This is a genomic window from Mesorhizobium sp. B2-3-7, from assembly GCF_006442695.1.
GTDB lineage: Bacteria > Pseudomonadota > Alphaproteobacteria > Rhizobiales > Rhizobiaceae > Mesorhizobium.
This window is the reverse complement of sequence record NZ_VFVV01000001.1, coordinates 393,434-416,904: the sequence shown is the minus strand read 5'-3', so window position 1 is coordinate 416,904 and position 23,471 is coordinate 393,434. Positions and strand designations below refer to the sequence as shown.

The 23,471-nt window shown below is 64.4% G+C and carries 13 protein-coding genes; 5 read left to right on the top strand and 8 right to left on the bottom strand.

What is annotated here, in order from left to right; translation table 11 throughout:
* Nucleotides 1-18: 18 nt before the first annotated feature.
* Together FJ940_RS02100 and FJ940_RS02095 are read left to right on the top strand one after the other, a co-directional pair.
* A complete protein-coding gene (locus FJ940_RS02100; protein ID WP_140514068.1) occupies nucleotides 19-852 on the top strand; it encodes a transporter substrate-binding domain-containing protein in 834 nt (277 codons plus the stop codon).
* Between the two features lie 297 nt (nucleotides 853-1,149).
* Complete coding sequence (locus tag FJ940_RS02095) at nucleotides 1,150-1,713, top strand: type 1 glutamine amidotransferase domain-containing protein (protein ID WP_140514067.1); 564 nt, start codon at nucleotides 1,150-1,152, stop codon at nucleotides 1,711-1,713.
* A 51-nt stretch (nucleotides 1,714-1,764) separates the two neighbouring features.
* On the opposite strand, the gene FJ940_RS02090 is transcribed toward FJ940_RS02095, so the two are convergent.
* Complete coding sequence (locus FJ940_RS02090) at nucleotides 1,765-2,562, bottom strand: SapC family protein (protein ID WP_140655046.1); 798 nt, start codon at nucleotides 2,560-2,562, stop codon at nucleotides 1,765-1,767.
* A 498-nt stretch (nucleotides 2,563-3,060) separates the two neighbouring features.
* Between FJ940_RS02090 and FJ940_RS02085 the strand changes: the two genes are divergently transcribed.
* Entirely contained in the window at nucleotides 3,061-3,336 is a 276-nt protein-coding gene (locus tag FJ940_RS02085) for a hypothetical protein (RefSeq protein ID WP_140492044.1), read from the top strand.
* Between the two features lie 146 nt (nucleotides 3,337-3,482).
* Here FJ940_RS02085 and FJ940_RS02080 read toward each other — a convergent pair whose 3' ends face one another.
* From FJ940_RS02080 to FJ940_RS02055, 6 genes are all read right to left on the bottom strand, one after another.
* Nucleotides 3,483-4,025 carry a GNAT family N-acetyltransferase gene (locus FJ940_RS02080; RefSeq protein WP_181168545.1) on the bottom strand — a complete coding sequence of 181 codons (543 nt, stop codon included), beginning with the start codon at nucleotides 4,023-4,025 and terminating at the stop codon, nucleotides 3,483-3,485.
* An 11-nt stretch (nucleotides 4,026-4,036) separates the two neighbouring features.
* The gene (locus FJ940_RS02075) at nucleotides 4,037-5,278 is read right to left on the bottom strand and encodes a hypothetical protein (RefSeq protein WP_181171732.1); all 1,242 of its coding nucleotides are present in this window, start codon (nucleotides 5,276-5,278) and stop codon (nucleotides 4,037-4,039) included.
* 28 nt (nucleotides 5,279-5,306) lie between these two features.
* Nucleotides 5,307-5,834 carry a tail fiber protein gene (locus tag FJ940_RS02070; protein WP_140655043.1) on the bottom strand — a complete coding sequence of 176 codons (528 nt, stop codon included), beginning with the start codon at nucleotides 5,832-5,834 and terminating at the stop codon, nucleotides 5,307-5,309.
* A 14-nt stretch (nucleotides 5,835-5,848) separates the two neighbouring features.
* Entirely contained in the window at nucleotides 5,849-6,352 is a 504-nt protein-coding gene (locus tag FJ940_RS02065) for a tail fiber protein (RefSeq protein WP_140655040.1), read from the bottom strand.
* Between the two features lie 12 nt (nucleotides 6,353-6,364).
* On the bottom strand, nucleotides 6,365-6,877 hold the full coding sequence (locus FJ940_RS02060; RefSeq protein WP_140655037.1) for a tail fiber protein: 513 nt from the start codon (nucleotides 6,875-6,877) through the stop codon (nucleotides 6,365-6,367).
* Nucleotides 6,878-7,082: 205 nt separating this feature from the next.
* The gene (locus tag FJ940_RS02055; protein ID WP_246670967.1) at nucleotides 7,083-19,532 is read right to left on the bottom strand and encodes a hypothetical protein; all 12,450 of its coding nucleotides are present in this window, start codon (nucleotides 19,530-19,532) and stop codon (nucleotides 7,083-7,085) included.
* A 275-nt stretch (nucleotides 19,533-19,807) separates the two neighbouring features.
* Here FJ940_RS02055 and FJ940_RS02050 point away from each other — a divergent pair, with 275 nt between their 5' ends.
* Both FJ940_RS02050 and FJ940_RS02045 read left to right on the top strand, forming a co-directional pair.
* Nucleotides 19,808-20,380, top strand: coding sequence for an invasion associated locus B family protein (locus tag FJ940_RS02050; RefSeq protein WP_224646169.1), 573 nt, complete (start codon nucleotides 19,808-19,810; stop codon nucleotides 20,378-20,380).
* Between the two features lie 149 nt (nucleotides 20,381-20,529).
* Nucleotides 20,530-21,774, top strand: coding sequence for a Xaa-Pro peptidase family protein (locus tag FJ940_RS02045; protein WP_140655034.1), 1,245 nt, complete (start codon nucleotides 20,530-20,532; stop codon nucleotides 21,772-21,774).
* 239 nt (nucleotides 21,775-22,013) lie between these two features.
* On the opposite strand, the gene FJ940_RS02035 is transcribed toward FJ940_RS02045, so the two are convergent.
* Nucleotides 22,014-23,450 carry an amidase gene (locus FJ940_RS02035; protein WP_140655031.1) on the bottom strand — a complete coding sequence of 479 codons (1,437 nt, stop codon included), beginning with the start codon at nucleotides 23,448-23,450 and terminating at the stop codon, nucleotides 22,014-22,016.
* Between the last annotated feature and the right edge of the window lie 21 nt (nucleotides 23,451-23,471).

Genomic DNA, 23,471 nt, shown 5'->3' with positions numbered 1-23,471 from the left:
TGCAATCAAAAACCATCAATGTCAGAGGAGAGCAAAGTGAAAAATTGGAGTAAGATCATCTCGGCCGCAGCCATTGCCACGGCCTTGGGTGCCAGCGTCGCGTCCGCACAGGATTGCAAGCCGCAGCATGCTTTCGAAACCGTGTCGGCGGGCAAACTCACCGTCGCGCTCACCAACACCGCTCCGTATTCGCTCGAAAAAGACGGCGGCATCGCGGGTATCGACGGCGATCTCGTGAAGCGTTTTGCCAAGGAGAACTGCCTGGAGATCGCTTATGAGATATTCACATATCCAGGCGCGGTTTCCGCAGTTCAGTCGCGGCGCGCGGACATCGCGCTTGGCGGCTTCTATCGTACCGCCGCCCGCGCGAAGGTCGTCGCTCTGTCCACGCCGGTCTATCTCGACCAACTGTCCGTCACCTCGACCAACGGCATTGATACCGTCGACGGTCTGCTGGGCAAGAAGGTCGGCACCGTGGAAGGATATCTGTGGGTCCAGGACATGGAGAAGCTCTACGAAGGCTCCAAGACCTATCCGTCGTCGCTGAACCTCGCTCAGGACCTTCATGCCGGTCGTATTGAGGCGGCGCTCGACGGCTTCGGCTCCGCTGTCATTCAGAACGAAGGGCAGAACTACAAGGTGCATGTCCTGAAGCCGGATCCGCGCATCGATGCGACCATGAACCCGTCGCAGACCGCCTTCCTGCTGGACAAGAGCAATGAGGGCTTCGTTAAGGCGGTTGACGCTTCGCTCGATGTCTACCGGAAGAACGGGGCTATCGCCGAAGCGCTCAAGGCTTACGGGCTGGATCCGTCGGCCGCAGATGTCGGTGAAGCCCGCGTCATCGAGTAAGCCGCTGGTATGAAGGGCCGCCCTGCCTGCCCCGCTTCTAGGAAGAAAACCGGGTGCGGGGGGCGGCCTGTACGTTTGCCGCGCGGCTGCGATCCGCGAGCAGAATTTCGTAGTGCACCCCGAGTCTGAGACACGAAAAGGGTAACAGTCCTTCACTAAGGAGAGCTGATGAGGAAAGGAGACCCGTGGTGCAGTACAGCGCACCACAGATCCCTCCGGTCACATAAGGTTACAGCGAGGAACGGTACCGGTTCAGGCTCGTTAGCCCTGCATCCAATCCAATCATGGAGAAAAACGATGCAGGATATTTCCGGCAAGCGCGTCGCCATCCTTGCGACGAATGGTTTTGAACAGTCCGAGCTTGAGGTACCGCTGAACAAGCTGCGCCAGGCCGGCGCCGAGGTCGAAATCGTGTCGCTCGAAAGCGGCAAGATCAAGGGCTGGGACCACAAGGATTGGGGCCGCGAAGTTCCGGTCGACAAGACCTTGGACGAGGCCCGCGCCGATGCCTACGATGCGATCGTTCTGCCCGGCGGCGTCATCAATCCCGACCTCTTGCGGGTCGAGCGCAAGGCGCTGGATTTCATCAGTTCGTTCTGGTCGGCCAACAAGGTCGTCGGCGCGATCTGCCATGCGCCCTGGCTTCTGGTCGAGACCGGGATCATCAAAGCCCGCCGCGTCACATCCTACAAGTCGATCAAGACCGACGTGATCAATGCCGGCGGCCTGTGGCAAGACAGCGAGGTCGTCACCGACCAGGGGCTGGTCACCAGTCGCAATCCCGGCGATCTCGAGGCCTTCTGCGACAAGCTCACGGAGGAGATCAGGGAAGGGCGGCACGACAGGCGGGCCGCGGCTTAGCACCGAACCTTGTTCCCCAGCCGCGCCGCGAAGGATCGCGGCGTGGGTTGTTCAGGCGCTCTTCGCCCCCTCCGTCTTGCGCAGCGACGCCTGATGCACCAGCGACGTCCAGCTGTTGGTCGAAGCAAGGTGGCAGTAGAGCAGGCTGAGCGCGCCTGACTTTCTCAGGTCGAGGAAGGCCTCGTCGCTCAATCTGTTGAAGGCAGCCTCGTCTATCACCTGGAAATCGGTGAGGTTCAGCACCTCGCCTCCTTCCAGCGTCACCTTGCTCTGGCGCGGCGCGAACAGGGCATGCGCGTCGATCTTGTCGACCATCTCGCGGGTCGCCCTGAAGTCGATCTGGAACTGGTTGCAGAAGGCGAGCGCCTGCTTCGTCGCCTCGGTCGCCTCGTTGCCGCTGAAGAACGGCAGCACCTTGTCGTCGCGGAACGGCGCCAGCAGCTGGTCGATGACGCGCTCGCTCGCCCGGTCGACGCACAGCGTCAGCCGGCCGGGCTGCTTGGGATCGTCGGCGAGAATGAAGGGATAGCGGCGGACATAGGCGGGGATGTAGTGCGGCCCGGCCCAGTTGCCGTCGGCGTCGACGAACAGGTTCTCGTCCTGGCGCAGGCCGGTGATGATGACGGGCGCCTTGGCGGCGCCGATGAAAACGATTGGGTAGGAGCGCATCGCCGCCGGCATTTCCGAGGCCACCACAGGGATGGCATGCGCCGAGCGGGCGAAGGAGAAATCGCTGCGCGCCGTCAGGCCGAGCGAGCCGTGCCGCGCCGGATTGAGCGCCTCGGGCCTGGAATAGAACAGCGGCAAGGTCTCGCCCGCCGTTTCCGTCTTCGCACCGCTGTCAGCCATGTGTCCGTTTTCCTCCTCGCGCCGGCCAACCAGGCCGGCCCGTCCAGCATTGAATTCCCAAAGCGGGGTCTGTTCTTGTCGCGCCGGCCTTGCTTCGAAGCAATCCTGCGCAGGGACAAAGTACTACAGCGTCGCCGGCGCGCATAAAAGGACACGCGCTGCTGTATTTTGGCGTTTGCGCCCTAATCGCCTTGCGGGACGCCCGCAACCATGCCGGCCCTGGAGCGGTTCACCATTTCGCGGAAACGGCGAGCCGCGCTATCTCTTTGTTTTTGCGCAATTCCCCAGGGAAAGCGCTGCGCGCTTTCCCGGGAAGACCGTACACACTTTTCCTGGAATGGCTCTATGGACAGCTTGCCGCGAAGCGGCGACAGTGGCCTCGCATGGCAAAATCCGGGAGCCGTAGCGGTCTTGCGTCCGGAAATTGCGAGGATATGAGGAACCGGAGCGGGTCTGCCCTTGGCCGCCCGCTCAGCAAGCGCTTTGAGGCGGGGTGGCATGGCGTCGGCATCGGATTTCGAACAGGCGGTCGGACAGGCATTCACCGTCGAGGCCGGCGGCAGGCAGATCGCGCTCGAATTGAGCGCGGTCAACCGCATCGCCTCCAGCCCGCGCCCGGGGGGCGGTTTCTCGCTGCTGTTCAAGGGTCCGCGCGAAACCGCGCTGCCGCAGGCGACTTACCGCTTCGCCGGCAGTGGCGCGACCCACGATATCTTCATCGTGCCCGTGGCCGCCGACGCTACGGGGCGGCTGTATGAGGCGGTGTTCAATTAGAGTTTGGAAGCAGGCGTGAGCGCAGCAGCGGTGCGATTTGTGAGACGCTGGCGCGAAGGATCGATACCGAACAAGCACCGCCGAATTGTGCGACGACCGGAACAGGATTCTCGGCCCGGGAATGACGAAGCGGATGGCGTCCCCGTTCACCCACTGTCTGCGCCACCCCGCGGCGGCGCGCATGCCATGAGATCGTAGACACCCTTGTCCTCGACCGCTGCGAAGCCGAGCTCGAGATAGAGCCGCCTGGCCGGATTGTTCTTCTCGACATGGATCGAGGCCGATTTGCCCGATGACCATGCCTCGTCGATGAGGTCGCGCAGCAGTGCGGCGCCGTGGCCCTTGCGGCGATGGGCCGGCAGCAAGGCGATGTCGATGATGCGGTGCTGGCTCGGCCAGCGCTCGATGTAGAGGCGGCCTATGGGCTGTCCGGCCCGCTCCACCACCAGCCAGTCGGCCTCGGGATAATGCTTGCGGTAATGCGCGTGCTGCGCCTGGAACTGCATGTCGAGGAAGGCGGCCTTCTGCGCCTCGCTCCAGTCCGTCACGGCGAGCTCTTCCATGCGCGTCGAAGAGTAGAGCCGCGCCAGGAACGGCATGTCGGCCTCCGCGGCGGCGCGGAAAGCGAGGCCGGCCTGCCGCGACCGCGGCCAGGTCGGGAGCCGCTGCGCCTGTTTCGCTTCTGTCATGCTGCCTGACGTCACACCGGCGGCGTCAGGTCGCGCACCACGGCAATCTGCTTGAGGTTGCTGGTGGCCAGCGCCGTCCAGGTCCACTCCCATTCCGAACTGTCCATGGCCATCTGATTGATGGTCCACAGACCATTCGTGCCGTCGTTCTGGATCATCATCGAGAACAAGGCAAGACGGCCATCGGCATTGTAGTCGAGCGACAGGCGGGTGTTGGCGCCGGAGGCGTTGAAATCGCGCCATCCCGACCAGTTCTGGGTGGCGGCGTCGTATTGGGCGTTGAAGGAGTGAGCATGCTGCTGGTCGGAGGCGACCAGCATGATGTCGCCGTCGCCCTGGATGCCGGCGCAGAGCGTATATTTGGGAACCCTGCTGTAGCCGGGCGTCGCCCAGGCCGTCCAGGTGTCGGAGCCGGCCGGCAATTGCTTGGTGTGCAGGACCTGGCCCTGCTGCGTCATGGCAAACAGATTGGTGCCGCCCAGCGGACCGATGATAGGTGCCATTTCCGTGAAGGGGTAGCCGGCGTCGATCTGCACCCATGGCGTCCAGTCGGCGACCGTCAGCGCCTGGGCCTTGGCCTGCTGGCAGCGATAGAGATGGAGGGCGGAGTTGATGCCGAACAGCGCTATGCGGCCGTCTGCCTGGCGCAGCGCGGTGATCGCCACAAGCTGGCCGGTCAGCTGAATCCAGGCGCTCCACGGCTGGGCAGGCGGCCTGAGCTCGTCGACGGTGACGACGATCGGTGTCGTCGTGCCGGGCGGCGTGATGGTCTTCTGCACCTGCACGATCACATCCGGGTTCTGGTAGATCCACCAGACGCGGCCCAGATTGTCGGTGAGGAAGATCTCGATGCGGCCATCGGCATCGCGCGCCATGGAAAGCTTCTGGTAGCTGAAGGCGCCGGGCGGCGCGCCGATGCCGACCGGCGCGGTCCACTTGTCGATCGGGCCGATCTGGTTGGCGTCCTCGGTGATGAAGGACAGGCTGGTGGTGCCCGAAGGCTGCGCGACCACGGCGACGCGACCATCCTTGGTGAGACCCGCGGTCATGATCACCCAGGCGCCGGGCGCGATGACAGACCAGGCCGACGGCCATGGTCCGTTCGGCGATGTCTGTGCCTTCTGGATCAATTGTCCCTTGGCCGAATCGATGCCGACGACCATCAGCCGCGACAATTCGAAAAACGTCGCGCCGGCGGGCATGTGGCCATGGGGCACCGCCTGGGATGGTAGATGAGCGTCTTCGGTAGCCATGATCGGTATTGCCCTGTTGGCTCGGAGTTCAGCCTCTCGGCGGGAAAACGCCTTGCAGCGCGATGCAGAAATAGCAGGTGAGATAAGGCTGGAGATTGTTATGCGGCTGATCACTGCCGGCGGGCGTCAAGGCGTTACTGTTCATGGGCACAAGGTTGGCGTTTGTGGTCGATTGAAAAACCGCACCGCCAATGGACGTTGCCAGAGTAATGCCGGAGGTCAGTGTGCCTTGCGTTCCATCTTCAACAGTCCCCCTCATCGCATGATTATGCATCGGAATTTCGGATTCCAGCAATGTCACGGTTTCCGAGCCGCCAGCCTCGCCGAGATAATGCAGGGAAAGTCCAGGCCCCTGTCCTGGGTGCATGGGCGAGCGGCCCTGCAGATCGGGCAACGCAAAGTTCGACGTGCCATTGCCGCCATAAGTGGTGCCGAGCAGCGAGAACAGTGCCGTGTTCTGCGACAGCGGCAACAGCTGGCCATCGCACCACGCCCAGCCCTTGGGCGCGAAATTGAACGGAAAGATGCGGATCTCGGCGACGAACGGATCGGCCATGACAGTATCCTTCTTCAAGTCGGCGACGGAAAAATCCCGAACAGGGAGATGATGAAGTTCACGCACAGATAGGGCTGAAAATTGGTATGCGGCTGGCTGCCGCCTATCGAGGAAATGGCTGACGTTGCCATGTTGGCGTCAGCCGTTTCCAGCGCATAAAGCTTGACCAACGTCGAGCTTGCGAGAACGTTGTTCTGCGGCGAAGCTTGCGATCCGTTGCCCGTGTTTCCCAGAAACGCGTGGGAATGCGTCGGTATCTGCGAGATGGTCAGCACGGTCTCTTCGGTGCCGCCGGTCTCGGCAAGGACAAAGCCGTTGCCTTGGTGGAGCGGAAGACGACCGCGCAAATCCGGCATTGCGAAGGTGCTCTCGCCATCGCCGCCATAGGTGGTGCCGATCAACTGGAACAGGGTCTCGTTCTCGGAGATAGGCAAAAGCTGTCCCTCGCAGAACATCCAGCCGGCCGGCGCGAAATTGCCGGCAAACATACGGATCTCGCCAATATAGGGTTGTGCCATTATCGCGTTTCCTCAGTTCGGCGACGGGAAAATGCCTTGCAAGGCGATGCAGAAACTGAGCGTCAAAAAGGGCTGCATGTTGAGATGCGCTTGGCTGTCGCCAATGCCAGATACGCTCCCGGCGTTCAACGCGGCCAGGTTGCCGGGCGGGCCGTAAACATTCCCTGGATCCTTCGCGAGGACATAGCCGACGCCGCCGAAATTCGGATTGGTCGAGTTGCCCTGCGTGCTGGACGCGTTCGCGACATGCACATGCGTCGGCAGTTCCGCTATGGAAAGCGTATGGGCCTGCTCGCCGCCACGTTCGCCAAGCGCGTGACCGCTGCCGACATGGATTGGAATGCGTCCGCGACAATCGGGCAACGCAAAGTTGACGCGTCCGTCGCCGCCGAACGTGGTGCCCAGCAGTGAGAACAGCGCCTGGTTCTGGTTGATGGGCAGAAGCTGCCCGTCGCACAGTGCCCAGCCCTTGGGCGCGAAAACAAAAGACATGATTCTGATTTCAGAAAGAAATGGTTCCGCCATCACCGCCCCACCCGCGCATTGCTTCGAGCGTAAGAAATCCACGATCGCTAGAAAATATCTGCGACATGAGCTCGTCAGTAGTTAAGATTTCTGTTAATCACGGAATGCTTGTCAGTTCTTATTGAACAACCGATTTAACTACTTTGCAAGCCAGTTTATAACTTGCTCTGCCGTGATCGAATTTCGCTGGACCAATTCGTCTTGGTCAAGGCAACGGATTGGTCGTCGGCAACGGCGCAGGCCCCCCCGAGAATGTCACCGTTCCGGAGATGCTGAACTTTGTCGGGTCGGTTGAGCCGTTGGCGTTGTCAAGTTCAGTTCCAACATTGGACGCTGTTGCGGCATCCTGCGTCACCCTCACCGTGCCGGCGGTTTGCTTTATGCGCATGAATTGGCCATTTCCGGCTTGCCCGGCTACGTTCGCAAAAGAGTTGCCCTGGATATTGGCCCAGATGGTGGGGAAAGGTCCGAAACCCGCTTGCTGGTTGTCCTGGATGGTGATCGCGCGGCTGCCATTGATATGGTCGAACGTATTGTTGGTGATGGTGACGTCAGTTTCACCGCCACCCGTAGCCAGACCGGCTAGCCCGACATTGACGCTGATGCCGTTGGCAGTCGCGATCTGATAGATCTGATTACCGTCGATCAGATACTTGCCGTTGATGGCACCTTCATTCTGGATGCTGATGCCATTGCCGACGGACGAACCTGAATTGGTGACCGCATTATTGCCGATAATGTTGTTCTTGATCGTTCCGTTCACCGTCCTGTTGAAAGGCCCGTTGCCATTGTCGAAATGATTGATGGCCGTTGAACGCGTTCCGATGAACGTGTTGTTTTCGATGTCGAAGGTGAGCGATGTCGCTGCCGGATCGGTGGACACATCGACGCCCGCATTGTTGTTGGTGAACATTGCTCCCGACACGTTCACGGTCATGCCGGTGCCGCCGGAGTTGGCAAAGACGCCTGTGCCGGTGGTTGTCGGAGGAGGATTGGCGATATCCCCGTTCCAATTTCCGGTGAAGCTGCCGCCAGCGACCGTCAGCCCCATCGTCGATGTTCCCAAGCCGAGGAAGTTGACGAGGTTGCCATGGGGCGAACTGGCGTTGCCATTGATTGGCAAACCATTGCTGGAAATGGTGTTGTTGACAAGCTGGAGGTTCGTCAGCGTGCCGGAAGAGTTCGAGATTTGAATTTCGAACTCGTTGTTGTTGCTGATCACTGAGTTGCTGATCGAAGTCGCATGTGCGTCGTTCGAGGCGGTTCCGGTCAACTGCGTTATATTGATGCCGGACTCGTCGGTCGCCGCGTCGTTGCCGTTGCCCGAAATATTGAGCCGGTTCAGCACGAAGCCGTTGATGCCCGAACCGCCGATGCCGTCGCCCAGATTATTGGTGAGGTTCATGTAGGCGAGACGGGCGTCCTGGGTTGACGTCAGGCTTACGCCGTCGCCTGTCGAGCTCTGGATGGTGCCGCCCGAGCCATTGTTCGCACCGCCGCCGTCGCCCGTCACCGTCAACCCGCCGCTGGCACCGGTGTTGTTGAGCACGATGCCGTTGGCGGCGCCGTTAGCCGAAATGCTCCGGAATGTGAGACCGCTCGCGCCGATCGTCGTGTTGGCGACGTTGAGCGCGGTGCCGGTACCGGATGTGATCGTGTTCGGATTGGCGCCGGTTGTCACCGTCACCGTGCCGCCGCCCGTGGCGCCGAAGCCGGTGCCGCTGGTGGTGTTGATGACCAGCCCGCCATTGGTGAAGTTGATCGTCGCGCCGGTGTTGTCGGTCAGGTTGACACCGGCCGAACTGCCCGACGTGATCGACTTGGAGGCACCGGAGAAAGTGATGGTACCGGCGGCGTTGTCGTCGAGGAGGACGCCGGTCTGGCCGGCCACATTGTGGCTGATGTTGCCCGACAGCGTGATGTTGCCGGCGCCGGCGGCGCGATCCTGGATATTGACCGCCTGGCCGGTTCCGCTGGTGATGGTGCCGGCATAGGTGAAAGCCACCGTGCCGCCGGTGTTGGCGCTGCCGGCACCGTCGCCGATGCGGATTGTGGCACTGCCGCCGCCGACCAGCGCGCCACCGCCGAGGTTGACCGGTCCGCCGGTAACAGCGTCGAGGATCACGGCGCTGCCGCCGCCGGCGCTCGTGTTCGTGGAAGCGAAGGTCATGCCGCCGGCGCCGATAGCGACGGCGTCCATGTCGACCGCCGCGCCGCTGCCGGTCGAAATCGTGTTGCCGGAGCCGGTGATGCTCACCGTGCCACCGCCCGTGGCGCCGAAGCCGATGCCGCTCGTCGTGGTGATCGCCAGGCCACCATTGTTGAAGTTGATGGTCGCACCGGGGTTGCTGGTCAGTAACACCGCGGCGTTGGCGCCGGTCGAGAGCGTTTTCGACGCGCCGCCGAAATTGATCGTGCCGCCGGAATTGCTGAGCGCGACGATGCCCAGTCCGCCATCGTTTCGGGTGATGGAGCTGGCGTTGTCGAAATTGACCGAGCCACCAGCCATGCCGCGAATGTTGGCGACGTTGCCGCCAGGGTTGGTGATGTCGACATTGTTGAGATTGATCGTGGCGCTCACGTCGTCGTTGGTAAACGTGCCCTGGTCGCCGTCGACGGCGAACGCATGGTTCGTCAGCGCGCCGGCAACCGTGTCGATAGCGACGTTGTTGAACGTATAGGTACCGGTCGCGTTGTTCGCCACATCGCCAAGGATGGTGATGCCGGTCGTCCCGGTCAGGCTGGCGTTGTTCACGGTGACGTTGCCGGCGACACCGTCGACCACGATGCCGGTGCCGCTGGTGTCGTTGAGCCCATTCGCCAGGGCGGTGGTGAAGTTCACCGCGCCGCCGGTGGTGTCGGCGACGACGATCAGGCGCTGGCCGCCGGTACCTTGTGTGATCGTGCCGGCATAGGTAACGGTCGCGTTACCGCCATCGACGCTGAACGCGGTTCCGTTCGGGCTGGTGATCGAGGTGCCGACGCCGAAGCCGAACGTGCCGCCGGAATCGTTGAGGATGTCGACGCTGGCATTGCCGCCATTGAGCGTCGTGGTGCCGTTGAAATTGTAGATGCCGTCGGCATTGTCGAACTGCAGGCCGGGGCCGTCGGTTGCCGACAGCGTGCCCGTCTGGAAGGTGATCGTTCCCGCGGTGTGGCCGGCGATGGCGACCAGCGCGGCATTGCCGGCCTGGGTGATGTTGCCGCTATAGGTGATGTTCGCCGCGCTTGCGTCGACGTTGAAGGCCGTGCTGTTCGGGTTGGTGATCGAAGTGCCGGCGCCGAAGTTGAACGTGCCGCCCGAATTGTTGACGATATCGATGCCGGCGTCGCCGCCATTCAACGTCGTCGTGCCGTTGAAATTGTAGGTGCCGTCGGCATTGTCGAACTGCAGGCCGGTGCCGTTGTTCGCCGACAGCGTGCCCGAGAAGGTCAGCGTGCCCGTATGGCCTGCTGAAACCGACACCAGGGCGGCGTTGCCCGCCTGGGTGATGTTGCCGCCATAGGTGGTGGTTACGGTGCCGCCGCCGACGCTGAATGCCGTGCCACCGCCGCCGCTCAGCGTGCCGGTGCCGAGGCCGGCGGTGCCGGTGACATTGGTCAGGACGACACCGCCGCCGCCGGACGACGTCGAGTCGAGCGCGACGTCGAGGGCGGCATTGGTGAGATCGATCGCCTTGTAGCTGGTGGAATTCACCGTTTCGCTGCCGGCGGTGGCGATGATGTTGATCGTCCCGCCGGGGCCGGTAATGCCGGCGCCGGTGGTGGTGTCGATTGTCAGCCCGCCATTGAAGCTGGTGGTGCCGCCGCCCTGGAACAGGCCGGCCCCGCTGGTCGTATCGATGTCGGCGAGCCCGCCGACGTTGAGCGTGCCGCTCTCCCAGCCGATGCCGCCGCCCGTCGAGGCGGTGTTGTTCACCGTCACCTCGTTGAAACTGAAGGTGCCTGTATTGGTGCTGGTGGCATTGATGCCGAAGCCCGTCGTGCCGGTGACGGTGGTCGCGCCCGTGACCGTGAACGTGCCGGCGACGCCGTCGAAGATGATGCCGCTGGCGCCGCCGCTGGCGTTGACGCTGTTTACGATCATGCTGACGGTCAGCGGATCGAGATTGAACGCCACGCCGTTGATGGTGTCGACGGTGCCGCCGCTGCTGTTCAGCGCAAAGGTTGTGGCCGGGGGGCCCTTGGTGTCGACGAGGACGCCAGTGCCGCCATCATTGAACGTGGTGAACGTGCCGAGATCGAGCGTGCCGCTGGTGCTGGTGAAGGCAAGGCCGTTGCCCTGGACGCGCGCGCCTGATGTGCCGACGTCGAGCGTGCCGGCGCTGACCGTGCCGCCGGCGCCAGTGGAGTCGAACGTGACATTGTCGAAGGCAATGCCGCCGCCGGTGCCGCCGAGCACCGTGTTGCCGGCGAAGGAGCGGATGGCGATCGAATTGTCCGTCGCGCTGATGTTCTGGCCGGCGAAGGACGCGGCCAGCGCAGATCCCGTCGATCGCAGCGTATTGCCGTCGATCGAAAGCAGCAGCGTGTTGGCCGCCGCACCGGTCGTGGAGAAGTCGAGCGCCCTGCCGCCGGCTGATATGTCATTGTTGCGGAGGAAGAAACTCGACGCGGCCGACGCATCGACGGCAACACCGGCGCCGGTGCCGGTGTTGCGGATGATGAGATTCTCGATGCCGCCGGTGATCGGGCTGGTACCACTGGTCGCCAGGGTGATCACCGACCCGGCAGTGTTGCTCTGCAGGATCGGCCGCAGCGTGTCGATGCCGGCCGGTGCGGCGATGATCGGCGAATTCTGCACCGTGGTGAAGTGGAATGCCGCCGACGCGCCGCTGCTGGTGTCGACACCGAGCTGCGAGACATCGATGGCCGTATCGTTTTGCCCGAAGGCGAGCAACACCTGCCCGTCATCGAGCTGGAACGACGTGCCGCTCAGGTCGATCGTTTCCTGGCTACCGGTGCCGTTCTTGTCGATCAGCACGATGACATTGGCCGTGGACGCCTGGGCGTTGGCATAGGTGCCTGGATTGACGAAGCTGCCGTCGCCGCCGCCGGTGGCGTCGGTGGTGACGTAGTAGACCTTGTAAGCGGACAGATTCGACGTGTCGCCGGTGAAGGTGACGTCGTTGAAATTGTAGTCGCCATTGGTCGGCAGGATGTCGATGGCATGGATGGCCTGGCCGCCGGTGGTCGCGATCGTCGATTCGGCCAGGCCAGCGCCGTCGCCGAACACCAGCCTGGCGTTGGTGGCGCTGGAGAACTGGACGCCATAGCCGACATTTTCGATTTTCGAGGTCTGGCCCGCCGGATTGTTGTTGGCAGTGTCGCCGAGCTGGATCGTGCCGGTGCCGGTCGTGCCGGCCATGTCGATGCCGATAGTGCCGGCGAAGCTGCCGCCGTCGACGTCGAAATTGCCGGCCTTGATGTTGCTCGTGCCGAGCGCAGCGCCGTTGAGGTCGAAGCCGACCGCATTGGCTGCATTGAGCCCGATGTTCAGGCTGTCGAAGCCCAAGGTCGAGCCGAGCGTGCCGGATATGTCGACACCGCGCGAGGTGATGTTCTGCAGGTCGACCGCGCCGAGATCGATGGCGCCGCCGACTATATTGTTGAGCGAAACGCCGGTCGCCGCGCCATTGACCGAAACGGAATCGAAAATAACGCCGCCCGCGCCGACCGATGCGCCGTCGAGATCGAGCGCGGTTCCAGTCGTTGTCGTGATGGTGTTGCCGGTGCCGGAGATGCTGATCGTGCCGCCGGAGCCCGCGCCAAAACCCGCTCCTGCCGTCGTCGTTATGTCAAGGCCGCCATTGCCGAAGCCGATCGTGGCGTTCGGGTTGCCGATCAGGCTGACGCCGTCCGTCGCGCCCGAGCTGATCTGCTTGGTCGCGCCCGAGAAGGTCACGGTCGCCGCCGTGCCGTTGTCGATGCCGGCAACGACGATATTGCCGCCGGCGCCCGCAAGGCCATCGGTCAGGTTGCCCGACAGCGTCACAGAACCGCCGGTCAGTTCCTGGATCGAGACCGCCGCGCCGGTGCCGTTGCTGACGATGGCGCCCGCGTAGGATATGTTCGCGTTGCCGCCGCTCGCATTGGTGCCCGAGCCGACATTGAAGGCCGTGCCCAAACCGGTGTTGGTCAGCGTGCCGGTGCCGAAATTGAACGTGCCGCTGAGGTTCTGCAGGTCGATGCCGCTGCCGGAACCGAACGACGCGCTGGTCGAGGCGAAATCGATATTGCCGGCGATGCCGTCGAGGGCCACCGCCTGCGCGTTGGTGGCATTGACCGTACCCGTCAGGACATTGACCGTGCCGACGCCGCTGGCGCTGAACGCCGTCGCGCCGTTCGTGGAAATGTCCACATCCGTGAAGTTGACGGTGCCGGCGTTGTTGGTGAGCGAGACGCCGTTGCCGCCAACAGTCACCTTGTCGGTGAAATTGATCAGACCGCCGCCGTGATTGGCGATCGAGATGCCGCCGCCGGTCAGCGTGCCGGCCGGCCCGCTGTTGGGCAAGATGCCGCGCGTCACGGTGATGTTGCCGGCGCCGCCGTCGACGTCGAGCAGCGTGCCGGCGACGTTGACGTTGTTGTTGGTGATCGACAAATTGCTGTCGAGGCCGGCGACCTTGAACGCCGTCTGGCCGGCGCCGACATTGCCGACCGTGACGCCTTCGATGACGATGCCGCCGGCATTGTTGAAGCTGCCCGCGCTCTGGTCGATGGTGAAGACCGAGCCGCTGCCGCCGGTGAAGTCGAAGGCGATGTTGCGCACTTGGTTGCTGCCGAGCAGATGCAGGGTATCGCTGCCCGTGCTCTTGACTACGCCCTCGTCGCCGGTGACGTCGCCGCCGGTGGCGCCGAGATTGCCCTGCACGTTCACCGGCTGGATGGTGCCGGTCGTGGTGATGGCGTTGCCGTTGCCGAAGCCGGTGATCGATTGGCCGGAATCGAGCGTGAACGGCGTGCCGCTGAGGTCGACCGTGCCGACGAAGGCGAAGGTCTGGGTGCCGGTCTTCAGATCGGCATCGGCAACCGAGATGGTATTGACTGACGTACTGAGCCCAAATGAGCCGGCGGCGATGACGCCGCCATTTTGCGACACCATGAACACCCCGCCGACGGCGCTGGCCAGATTCGCGCTGCCGGTGAAGAGCACGTCATCGAAATCATAATTGCCGAGCGCGGCGAGACCGACGGTGTTGACGGTGAAATTGCCCGCCGCCGCGGTGATCGTCGAATTGCGGCCGTTGGCGTCGGCGAATTCGCCGTCGCCGAAGGTGAAGCTGGCGTTGGCGCTGGTCGCCGCCGTCTGGCCGGACGACAGATCGACGCCGATGCCGGCGCCTGAGATCGACGATCCGGTCAGGAAGGTGATGGTGCGGTTGCCCGTGGTCGAGGTCAGGTCGATGCCGCGCGAGCTCGCGGCGTCGTTTCCGGTGATCGTCGTCAGCCCGAAATCGGCGGTCGTGGCCGAGCCGGAGAAGTCGATGGCGGTCTGGCTGGCGCCCGCGCCGAGGCCGCTGACGGTGGTCGTGCCGAAGCTGACGTCGTTGTTGGTGCCGGAGAAATCGATGCCGGTAGTGCTGGTCGCGCCCAGCGTCACATTGGTCGTGCCGAAGGTGGCGCTGCCGGCCGCATTCGAGATGGACAGCGCGGCGCCGGTCGTGCCGGTGATCGACAGCGTGCCGCTGACCTCGAATGTCGAGTCGGCGCCAAGGCTGGTGATCGACGCGCCGCCGCCGCCGGTCGCCGTGAGCGGACCCGTGAAGCGGATCGCGGTGTCGGTGGGAGCGGTTATCTCCCCGATATCGAAGAGGCCGCCGGTGCCGGTCGAAGTGATGGCGCCGCCGAATGTGATCAGGCCGCCGGTGGTGCCGTCGATCCTGACGGCTTTTGCCGCGCTACTCTGGCTAATCGTGCCGTCATAGGTGACGTCGGCCGACGAACTGCCGATAACGATCGCGCTGGCGCCGGTATTGGCGATGGAGCTGGCCGCCCCGAAGGTCAGGCTTCCGCTTGAGCCGTTGAGGATCACGATGCCGAGGCCGCTGCCGCCTGATATGTCGAGATCGGCGAAATTGGCGGTGCCGCCGAAATTATTGACCAGCAGCGCGATATTGCTGCCGCCGGCGATCGTCGTGGTGCCGGTGAAGTCGACCGTCGCGGATGTGTTGGCCAGCACGACGCCGGTCGGCACCGACCCCTGGATGGTCAGATCGTTGACAGTGATCGCGCCCGACGCGCTGCCGAGGTAAAGCCCGATGGTCCCGCCCACGATCGTCACGCCAGTGCTGGTGAGGCCGTTGATCGACGCCGTGCCGTCGATCGCCAGGAACGAGCTGTTGACGCTGAGGTTGGAGACGGTGTTGCCGCTGGCGAGGTCGATGGTGTTGCCGCCGCCGTTGTTCAGCGTCGCGCCACCGAAGCCGAACGGATCGGCCTGTGTCGCGCCGGTGACGACCGCCGTGCCGGTGACATTGGCCGGCGGCCCGCCCAGGCTGATGGTGGCGCCGTTGGCGAAGGAGACCAGCGACTGGCCGCTGGCCAGCGTGAAGCCGTTGGCATCGGTGTCGGTGGTCTGCACGGCCGCGGTCTTGACCAGCACGAAGGTCGTGTTGGCATTGGTGGTCAGATCGTCGGCCGCGGCGGCATCGATCAGGTTGGCGACGCTTGAGCCGTCGCCCGTTCCGGTGCTGCTCGAACCGACGAAGACGACGTTGGCTGCATCGAACAGCTGCGGTCCAACCAGATGCGTGCCGTTGAAGGCATAGGTGCCGCTGCCGGGCAGCAGGCCGCGCATGTCGAGCGAGGCGATGACGCCGGTGATCGATGCGCCGCCGGCCGCACCGAACGAGAACGCCGTGCTGGCGGTGGTTCCGGCCAGGCCGTTGGTGCCCATCTGGACGCCGGTGTCGACACCGGTGATGACGCCGCTGCCGATGGTCACCGAGCCGCCATTGGTGCCGGACAGGTCGACGCCGATCGAGGAGCCGCCGGAACTGCCGCTGATGTCGAGCGTGGCGGCGGTGAAGGTCGACGTGCTGCCCGAGAGGTCGAGCGCGGTGGAGCAATTGCACAGGCCGGTGATGTCGATGTCGTCGAAGCTGATGACGCCGTTGCTGCCGACGACGTCGATGCCGCTTCCGAGCGGCTGGTCGATGGTGACGGCGCCGCCGAACGAAACGGCGCCGGTGTTGTTTTCCAGCCAGACGCCCTCGCCGGGGCCGGTCATGCTCACCGGGCCACTGAAGGTGAGCGTGCCGGTGTTGTCGGTGGCGAGGATGCCCTCGCTGCCGATATGGGTCAGCATGACCGGCCCGCCGAAGGTGACCGCGCCGCCGGAATTCTGGACGTCGATGCCGATGCCGCCGGGGGCGGTGATGTCCGAAATATCGACGGCTCCGAACGTGAAATCGGCGGTGCTGTCGAAGATCCCGAGGCCGCCGACGACGGTGTTGCTGATCGTCGTTGCGCCGGAAACGGTGAAATTTCCCGATACGCCTGCCAACGTCGCGCCGAACAGGCCACCGTCCTGCGTCAGGCTGGCCAGCGTGACGTCGAGATTGGCGCCGAGCAAGGCGACGCCGGCCGCGCCATTGCCGGAGATCGTGCCGTCGGTGGTGCTGAACGTGCCGGTGGTGGAGAGGACGTTGACGCCGAAGCCGGAATTGTCGGAGGCGTTCAGCGTCTGGAATGCATATGTTCCGTCGCCGCCGACGAACAGGCCATTGCCGGCATTGTTCGACAGTGTCGTCGTGCCGGTGAAGGCATAACTGCCGTCGCCGTCGATATGCAGGCCCTCGCTGGCGTTGCTCGTCGAGGTCACATTGTTGGCCGCGACGTTCATGGCGCCTTCGAACAGCAGCCCGTCCAGGCCGGCTCCGCTGACATTGACGCCGCTTATCGTCACGCCGGTGACGTTGTTGCCGTGGATGCCGTTGCCGCCGCCCGGATTGGCGTTCGAGACGTTGAAGTCGAGCAGCGCGCTGTTGTTGGCCAGCGTGACGGTGTCCGCGCCGGCCGAACTGGTGAGCGTCGCCGCGCCCGCGCCGTCCGAGATGGCGCTGGTGTGCGCGATGTTGTCGCCCGTTACGTTAACCGGGATGCCGCCGAGCGAGAATGTGCGGCCGTTGCCGAAGGAAGCCAGCGTCTGTCCGGCGCTCAGCGAGAACCCGTCGGTGTCGTCGATGGTGCCGCGATTGACCAGCACAAAGATCGCGGTGCCGTCGGGGTTGGCATCGGCGTCGGCAATCGAGGCAAGGTCGAGCAGCGAGGAGCCGGTGCCCGAGCCGGTCGCGGCCGCGCCGACGAAGATGACATTCTGCTGGTCGAACAGTTGCGGGCCGCTGAAGGTGGTCGAACCGAAGGCGTAGTGGCCGAGCGTCTGGTTAAGGCCGCGCGCGTCGAGCGAGGCGGTGCTGCCGGCAATGGAACCGCCGCCGAAGGAGAATTCGGCATTGGCCGAGTTCAGCAGCGAGCCGGAAATGCCGAAGCGCACGCCGGTGCCGACGCCTGTGATCGCACCGCCATCGGTGATGACGATCGATGCCCCGCCCGAGGTCGGCGAGGCGAGGTCGATGCCGATCGAGCCGGCCGCACCCGTGCCGGCGATGTTGAGCGACTGGGCGGTGAAGTTCGTATGGCTGCCGGAGAAGTCGAGGCCAGTGCCGACGCCGAGGCCCGAGATGACGATGTCGCCTGCCACCACCGCCGCGTTGACGCCGGTAAACGAGATGCCGTCGCCGGCGGGAGCGCTGATGTCGATATCGCCGAAGCGGATCGCCGCCGGTGAGTTGGAAATGGCGATCGCCGGTCCGGTGGTGTCCGAAATGGTCGTGGCGCCGGTGACGGCGAAGCTGCCCGCCACGTGATCGAGCACGACGCCCGACGGACCGCCGGTCTGGTCGATCGAATCCAGCACCACATGCGCCGTGATCGGATCGATGAAGACGCCGACGCCGCCATTGCCCGACACGGTGCCGCCGGTGGTGGCGAAGCTGCCTGATGTCGAGGTGCCCTGAACGGTTATGCCGCGGTCGGCATTGTCCTTCGCGCTAAGCGTCGCGAATGTATAGGTGCCATGGCCGGTGGCATCCAGCCCGTCGTCGCTATTGCCCTGGAGCAGCGTCGTGCCGGCGAAATTGTAGGTGCCGTCGCCTTCGATGTGCAGGCCGTCAAGGCCGTTGCCGGTGGCGGTGAAATTGGAACCGGTGATGCCGGTCGAGTTGCCGGTGAAGGCGGCGCCGTTGCCGCCGGCGCCTGTCACCGTGACATTGGTCAGCGTGGCGCCGGTGATGTTGTTGCCGAAGATGCCGTCGGCGCCGCCGGTGATGGTGATGCCGTTCAGCGTGTCGCCGTTGCCGAGCGTGATCACGTTGTTGGCCACGCTGGTGCCCTGGATGGTGCCGTTACTGCCGCCCAGATTGAAGGTGCCGGTGCCGCCGCCGAATAGCCTCGCGGTGACGCTTTGGCCGCCGCCGATGACGGCCTGGCCGTGTGCGAGCGTCGTGCCGGTGGTGGTGATGTTGCCGTTGCCGCCCAGCGCCACCACGAAACCCCCGGTGCCGGCCTTGGTCACTGCGTCGTCCAGCGTCGTCGGATCGGCCAGCGTGCCGGCGCCGGCCAGGCCGCCATCGGCGTAGTAGAACTTGCCGAAGGCGGCATTGGTGGCGGCGTTGATGGCGACGCGCGTCGTCGAGCCGCCGGGCAGCTCATGGCTCTGGATCCTGACGCCGATGTCGCCGCGCACCCGCTCGTTGACGCGCTTGCGCAGGCCTTCGCTGACCGGATAGACCGGCTCCGGCCCGCTGTCCGCGCCGCCTTGGCCGGGATTGAACGGGATGCTCAGCCGCACGCTGCCGGCGAACTGGGTGTCGTCGCGATTGTCGTTGCGCACCTCGCCGGTGAAGGTCAGCGCCGTTCCGGTGCCGAAGACATCGCCGATCTCATATTCGATGCCGGCCTTGACCCCGGTTACGCCGCTGTCGTCGCCATGCGGATCCTCGAAGTGGTAACCGCCTATGTCGAGCCGCAGTGAATGCTTGTCGGGAAGGTTGAGCGGCACCCGCGCGCCGATCTCGCCCTCGATGCCCCAGGCCGCGTAGTCGCGATGGTCGAGCACCGAAATCTGCTCGATCAACTGGTTCGAGACCATCGACAGGGTCGAGGAGACCGAATGGTCCGTCGTGTCGCCCTTGATCGGCACGAAGACGTTCACATGCGCGTCGAAATGCGGGGTGATGGCCTCGGCGCCGAGCGTGGCTGACGTGAACTGGTTGGAGTTGTAGTTCTCGACGTTGAGATAGGCGTAGCCGCCGAGCATCAGGTCCGGATTGACGATGCGGCGAATGCCCAGGCCGACATCCTGGCCGAACGCGTCCTTGAAATCGTGCTTGGCCCTGACATCCAGGAACAGCACCGATTCGGCCGTCTGCTTGATCGGGATGAAGCCTTCGAGCGCGGCGTTGCCGCCATTGTTGTCGGCGCCGATGATGGCGCGTATCTGCGGCTGCCAGAGGGCGTCGTCGCCATAGGCGGCCACGCCTGACAGCGCCACCGCCAGCGTCGAAAGCGCCGTCGTCTTCCAGAGATGCCTTGCAAAACGCGAGCGACCATAGGCCACGCGCACGCGGAAATCCTCGCCGCGCGCCGCCATCTCCCCAACCTGCCGAGACGTCTCGGTAGTTCCCATCCCTGGCCGCCCTTTGGGGACTGCTCGCCCCCGCACCAATCCTTGCGCGAATTCCATTGTATAGCGAGTCCCCAACGTCGCGACTGCTGTTGTTGCGCCGTAAAGTTCTGACTTGTTGCAATACCGCAACAGTAATTTTGCCAGCTCTCCTCGCCTGTGCGCGGCTTCCGGAACAGTCAGGAGTATTGTATCAAGCCGCCGGTGGGAAAATACCTGCCGTTTCGAGAAAAATGCGGGGCATGAAGAACATGGCAGCCATTTTAGCGCGTGCTAATCTGTTAAATCTGGCCGCAGCACTGGGCGCCCTGGGGCTGATCGCATCGGTCACCGGGCCGGCGCTTGCCGAGGACGCCAAGCCGGCGCAGCCCCCGGCCGCTCAATCCAAGCCGGCCGACGCCAATCCATGGGCGGTGAACTGTTCAAGCGGCGCGGCCAACAGCGAGCTTCAATGCCAGGTGTCGCAGAACCTGACCGAAGCCAAGACCGGGCAGCGCGTGCTGACTGTGACCGTGCGCCGCGACAATGGCAACGGCTCTCTCGCCATGCTGCTTGCCCTGCCGCACGGGCTGTTCCTGCCCTCCGGCGCCAGCTACCAGATCGATCAGGGCCAGAAGACGACGATCGCCATCCAGACCAGCGACCAGAACGGCGCCTATGCCGCCACCCCGCTGCCGCCGGAGCTGATCAAGGCGATGAAGTCGGGAACCAATCTCAACATCGGCATGGAATCGGTGACCCGCAAGCCGGTCACCATCCCGGTCTCGCTGGCGGGCTTCACCGCCGCCCTCGCCAAGCTGGAATCGATCAAGTAGCGGGCTCGGCGCGCTCCCCCGCCGCCGTCGCCGGGCAATGCTCCAGGCCACGACAGGTTCCATCTTGTGGCGGAGACTACCGGCATCGTGCCGCTTGATTGTCCGCTTCCGCAATGCTCCGATGTCGCTTCAGCCATCCGGAGAGAACCATGACCGGCTTTGTCGACCGCCAGCGCGCGATGCAACTGATGCAACGCGCCGGCCTGCAGGCGCTGGTGCTCTCAGCGCCCGAGGCCTTCCACTATGCGACCGGCGTGTCGATCGGACCGGCGGGGCTGTTCCGGCGTGCCGGCGCCGGCTTCGTTGTCATCCCGGCTGGGCAGGACCTGCCGATCGGCGTCGTCGTCGCGGATTTCAACGCGGCGCAGCTGCGGATCGCAGCGCCCGAAGCGGTGGTGCGTTCGCACCCGATCTGGATCGAATCCGCGCCGGTCGAGACGGAAACCCGCGGCCTTCTTCTGGCGGAGCGCATCGAGGCCGGCCTTGTCTCGCTTGCCCGCGCGCCGGATTTCGCGCGCCCCGCCACCTTCGATCTCGCCGGCTCGGTGCGCCAGTTGCAAGCTTTGCTTGCCGAATTCGGACTGGAGCGCGCAACGCTCGGCGTCGACCTCGACTTTGTTCCGACCGCCGATTTCGCGGCCATGCAGGCGCTGCTGCCGCATTGCCGGATGGTCGACGGCTCGTCGGTCTTGGATCGGCTGCGGGCGATCAAGTCGCAACGCGAGATCGAGCTCCTGCAGCAAGGCATTATCCTGTCTGAAGCAGGGCTGGAGCGGCTGCAGGTGGATGCGATGGCCGGCATGCGCCAGGCCGATCTCGTCGCGCTCTACCGGCAAGGCGTGGCCGCGGCGGCGGCGGGCCTCTCCCATCCGGTCGCGACGGCGGAATATGTGACGCTCGGCGCCCGGGCCAAAGGTGCCGATGCCAAGGCGATGCCCGGCGATCCGCTGAAATGCGACATGGTCTGCACGGTCGGCGGGTATGCCTCCGACATGTCGCGCAACTTCACTTTCGGCCCCGCTTCCGCCGACCAGGTCGAACTGCACGCGATCGCCGAGCGCGCTTTCGAGGACGGGCTGGCGGCACTCGTGCCGGGAAATTCGCTCGGCCATGTGCACCGCGCCGCCACCGACAGCCTGACGCGGCAAGGCCTGCGCTCCTACCGCCGTGGGCATTTCGGCCACGGTGTCGGGCAGTCTGTGTTTTCGGAGCAATGGCCGTTCATTGCGGCCGAGAGCGATGTCGTGGTCGAAGCCGGCATGGTGCTGGCCTTCGAGATCCCGCTCTACATCGACGGCCTCGCCAGCTTCAACCTGGAGGACCAATTCCTGATCACGCCGAACGGGCCCGTCGCCATGAACCGGCTGCCGAGGCGGTTGGAGAGGATAGGATAGCGAGGGCGGGATCGTGACGGTGTCACTGTCAGCGCCCTACGGCGCCCCCCTCTGCCCTGCCGGGCATCTCCCCCTCAAGGGGAGATCGACTATCGCTCCCGCTTTCGCCATTTTTCAACGTTGCAAGAACAAGATGAGCCGGCGCCGAAACTTCCAATCTCCCCCCTTGAGGGGGAGATGACCGGCAGGACAGAGGGGGGCGCCACAGAACTCGGCGATGGGTGCCCTGCCGCGAGCGATTAACCGCTCACCGGCGGCCGCCTGTCCCTCCACGGCATTTCCCGCTCGAGCTGCGCCGACGCGGCCAGCACCGTCGCCTCGTCGCCGTAGCGGCCGACAAGCTGCACCCCGATCGGTACGCCGTCTTTCGACCAGCCGAGCGGCAGCGAGATGGCCGGCTGGCCTGAGATGTTGAAGGGGAAGGCGAACGCCGCATCCGTCCATTTGGCGTTGTAGCGGTCGATGTCGGTCTCCGACATATCGTAATAGCCGAACGGACGCGGCAGTTGCGTCAGCGTCGGGGTGATGAGGAGATCGTAGGGCGAAAGGTCGCCGACGATGTCGCGGCCGACCTGCCTGAGCTGCTCGACATCGGAAATGTGCCTGGTGCCGCTGGTCGCACGGCCGCGTTCGATGATCGCCCAGGTCACCGGTTCGACATCATCAGGCGTCACCGGCCGGCCGATCACCGTTTCATGATAGTCGAAGGTCGCCGCCGTCTGTACGCAGGTCATGTTGGTGTAGGTGGTCCACATGGCATCGGCATCGAGCGGCATGTCGTGTTCCTCGACGTCATGTCCCAGCCGCTCCAGCGCCGCCACGGTGGCCAGCACGGCGGCCTTCACTTCCGCATCGATGGCCGTGCCGTTGGGCGGGGTGACGGTGAAGCCGATGCGCAGTTTCTTCGGCGCCTGTGCCGACAGGCTGAGCCAGGAGGCGTCGGGGACCGGCGGCGTATAGGGGTCGCCCGGCAAGGCGCCGGCCACCGCGTCGAGATAGGCCGCCGTGTCGCGCACGCTGCGCGAGCAGCACAGGAAGTAGGCGCCGCCATACCAATAGTCGCCGAACGGTGCCAGGCTGACGCGGCCGCGCGACGGCTTCAGCCCGACGATGCCGCAGCAGGAGGCCGGAATGCGGATCGAGCCGGCGCCGTCGCTAGCCTCGGCGATCGGCACCATGCGCGAAGCGACGGCCGCCGCCGCGCCGCCGCTCGAGCCACCTGGCGTGATGCCTTCCTTCCACGGGTTCTTCGTCGTGCCGTAGAGCTTCGGTTCCGTCGTGATCGACCAGCCGTTTTCGGGCGCGTTCGACTTGCCGACCAGCACCAGCCCGGCCGCCTTCATGCGGCGCACGACTTCGGTGTCGAAATCGGCGACGACATCTTTCAGGTAGAGGCAAGAGTTGGTGTTCGGCGCGCCGGTCCAGGACGAGGCCAGTTCCTTGAGCAGGAATGGCACGCCGGCGAAAGGTGCTGATCTGTCGACCGTCTGCGCCTGGGCACGCGCCATGTCGTAGAGGCGATGGATGACCGCGTTCAGCGCCGGGTTGAGCTGCTCGACCAGCGTGATCGCCGCCTCGACCATTTCCGCAGGTGAAATCTCGCCCCGATGCACCAAGTCAGCAAGATCCAGCGCATCGGAGTTCGCATAGGTTTTCAGCAGGCTGTCGGTGACCATGTCTCTCCTCCCAGTCTTTGC

Bases quoted from the DNA above. Each gene is read 5' to 3' on its own strand.
- FJ940_RS02100 (WP_140514068.1), top strand. From the start codon at position 19: ATGTCAGAGGAGAGCAAAGTGAAAAATTGGAGTAAGATCATCTCGGCC.
- FJ940_RS02095 (WP_140514067.1), top strand. From the start codon at position 1,150: ATGCAGGATATTTCCGGCAAGCGCGTCGCCATCCTTGCGACGAATGGT.
- FJ940_RS02090 (WP_140655046.1), bottom strand. From the start codon at position 2,562: ATGGCTGACAGCGGTGCGAAGACGGAAACGGCGGGCGAGACCTTGCCG.
- FJ940_RS02085 (WP_140492044.1), top strand. From the start codon at position 3,061: ATGGCGTCGGCATCGGATTTCGAACAGGCGGTCGGACAGGCATTCACC.
- FJ940_RS02080 (WP_181168545.1), bottom strand. From the start codon at position 4,025: ATGACAGAAGCGAAACAGGCGCAGCGGCTCCCGACCTGGCCGCGGTCG.
- FJ940_RS02075 (WP_181171732.1), bottom strand. From the start codon at position 5,278: ATGGCTACCGAAGACGCTCATCTACCATCCCAGGCGGTGCCCCATGGC.
- FJ940_RS02070 (WP_140655043.1), bottom strand. From the start codon at position 5,834: ATGGCCGATCCGTTCGTCGCCGAGATCCGCATCTTTCCGTTCAATTTC.
- FJ940_RS02065 (WP_140655040.1), bottom strand. From the start codon at position 6,352: ATGGCACAACCCTATATTGGCGAGATCCGTATGTTTGCCGGCAATTTC.
- FJ940_RS02060 (WP_140655037.1), bottom strand. From the start codon at position 6,877: ATGGCGGAACCATTTCTTTCTGAAATCAGAATCATGTCTTTTGTTTTC.
- FJ940_RS02055 (WP_246670967.1), bottom strand. From the start codon at position 19,532: ATGGCGGCGCGCGGCGAGGATTTCCGCGTGCGCGTGGCCTATGGTCGC.
- FJ940_RS02050 (WP_224646169.1), top strand. From the start codon at position 19,808: ATGAAGAACATGGCAGCCATTTTAGCGCGTGCTAATCTGTTAAATCTG.
- FJ940_RS02045 (WP_140655034.1), top strand. From the start codon at position 20,530: ATGACCGGCTTTGTCGACCGCCAGCGCGCGATGCAACTGATGCAACGC.
- FJ940_RS02035 (WP_140655031.1), bottom strand. From the start codon at position 23,450: ATGGTCACCGACAGCCTGCTGAAAACCTATGCGAACTCCGATGCGCTG.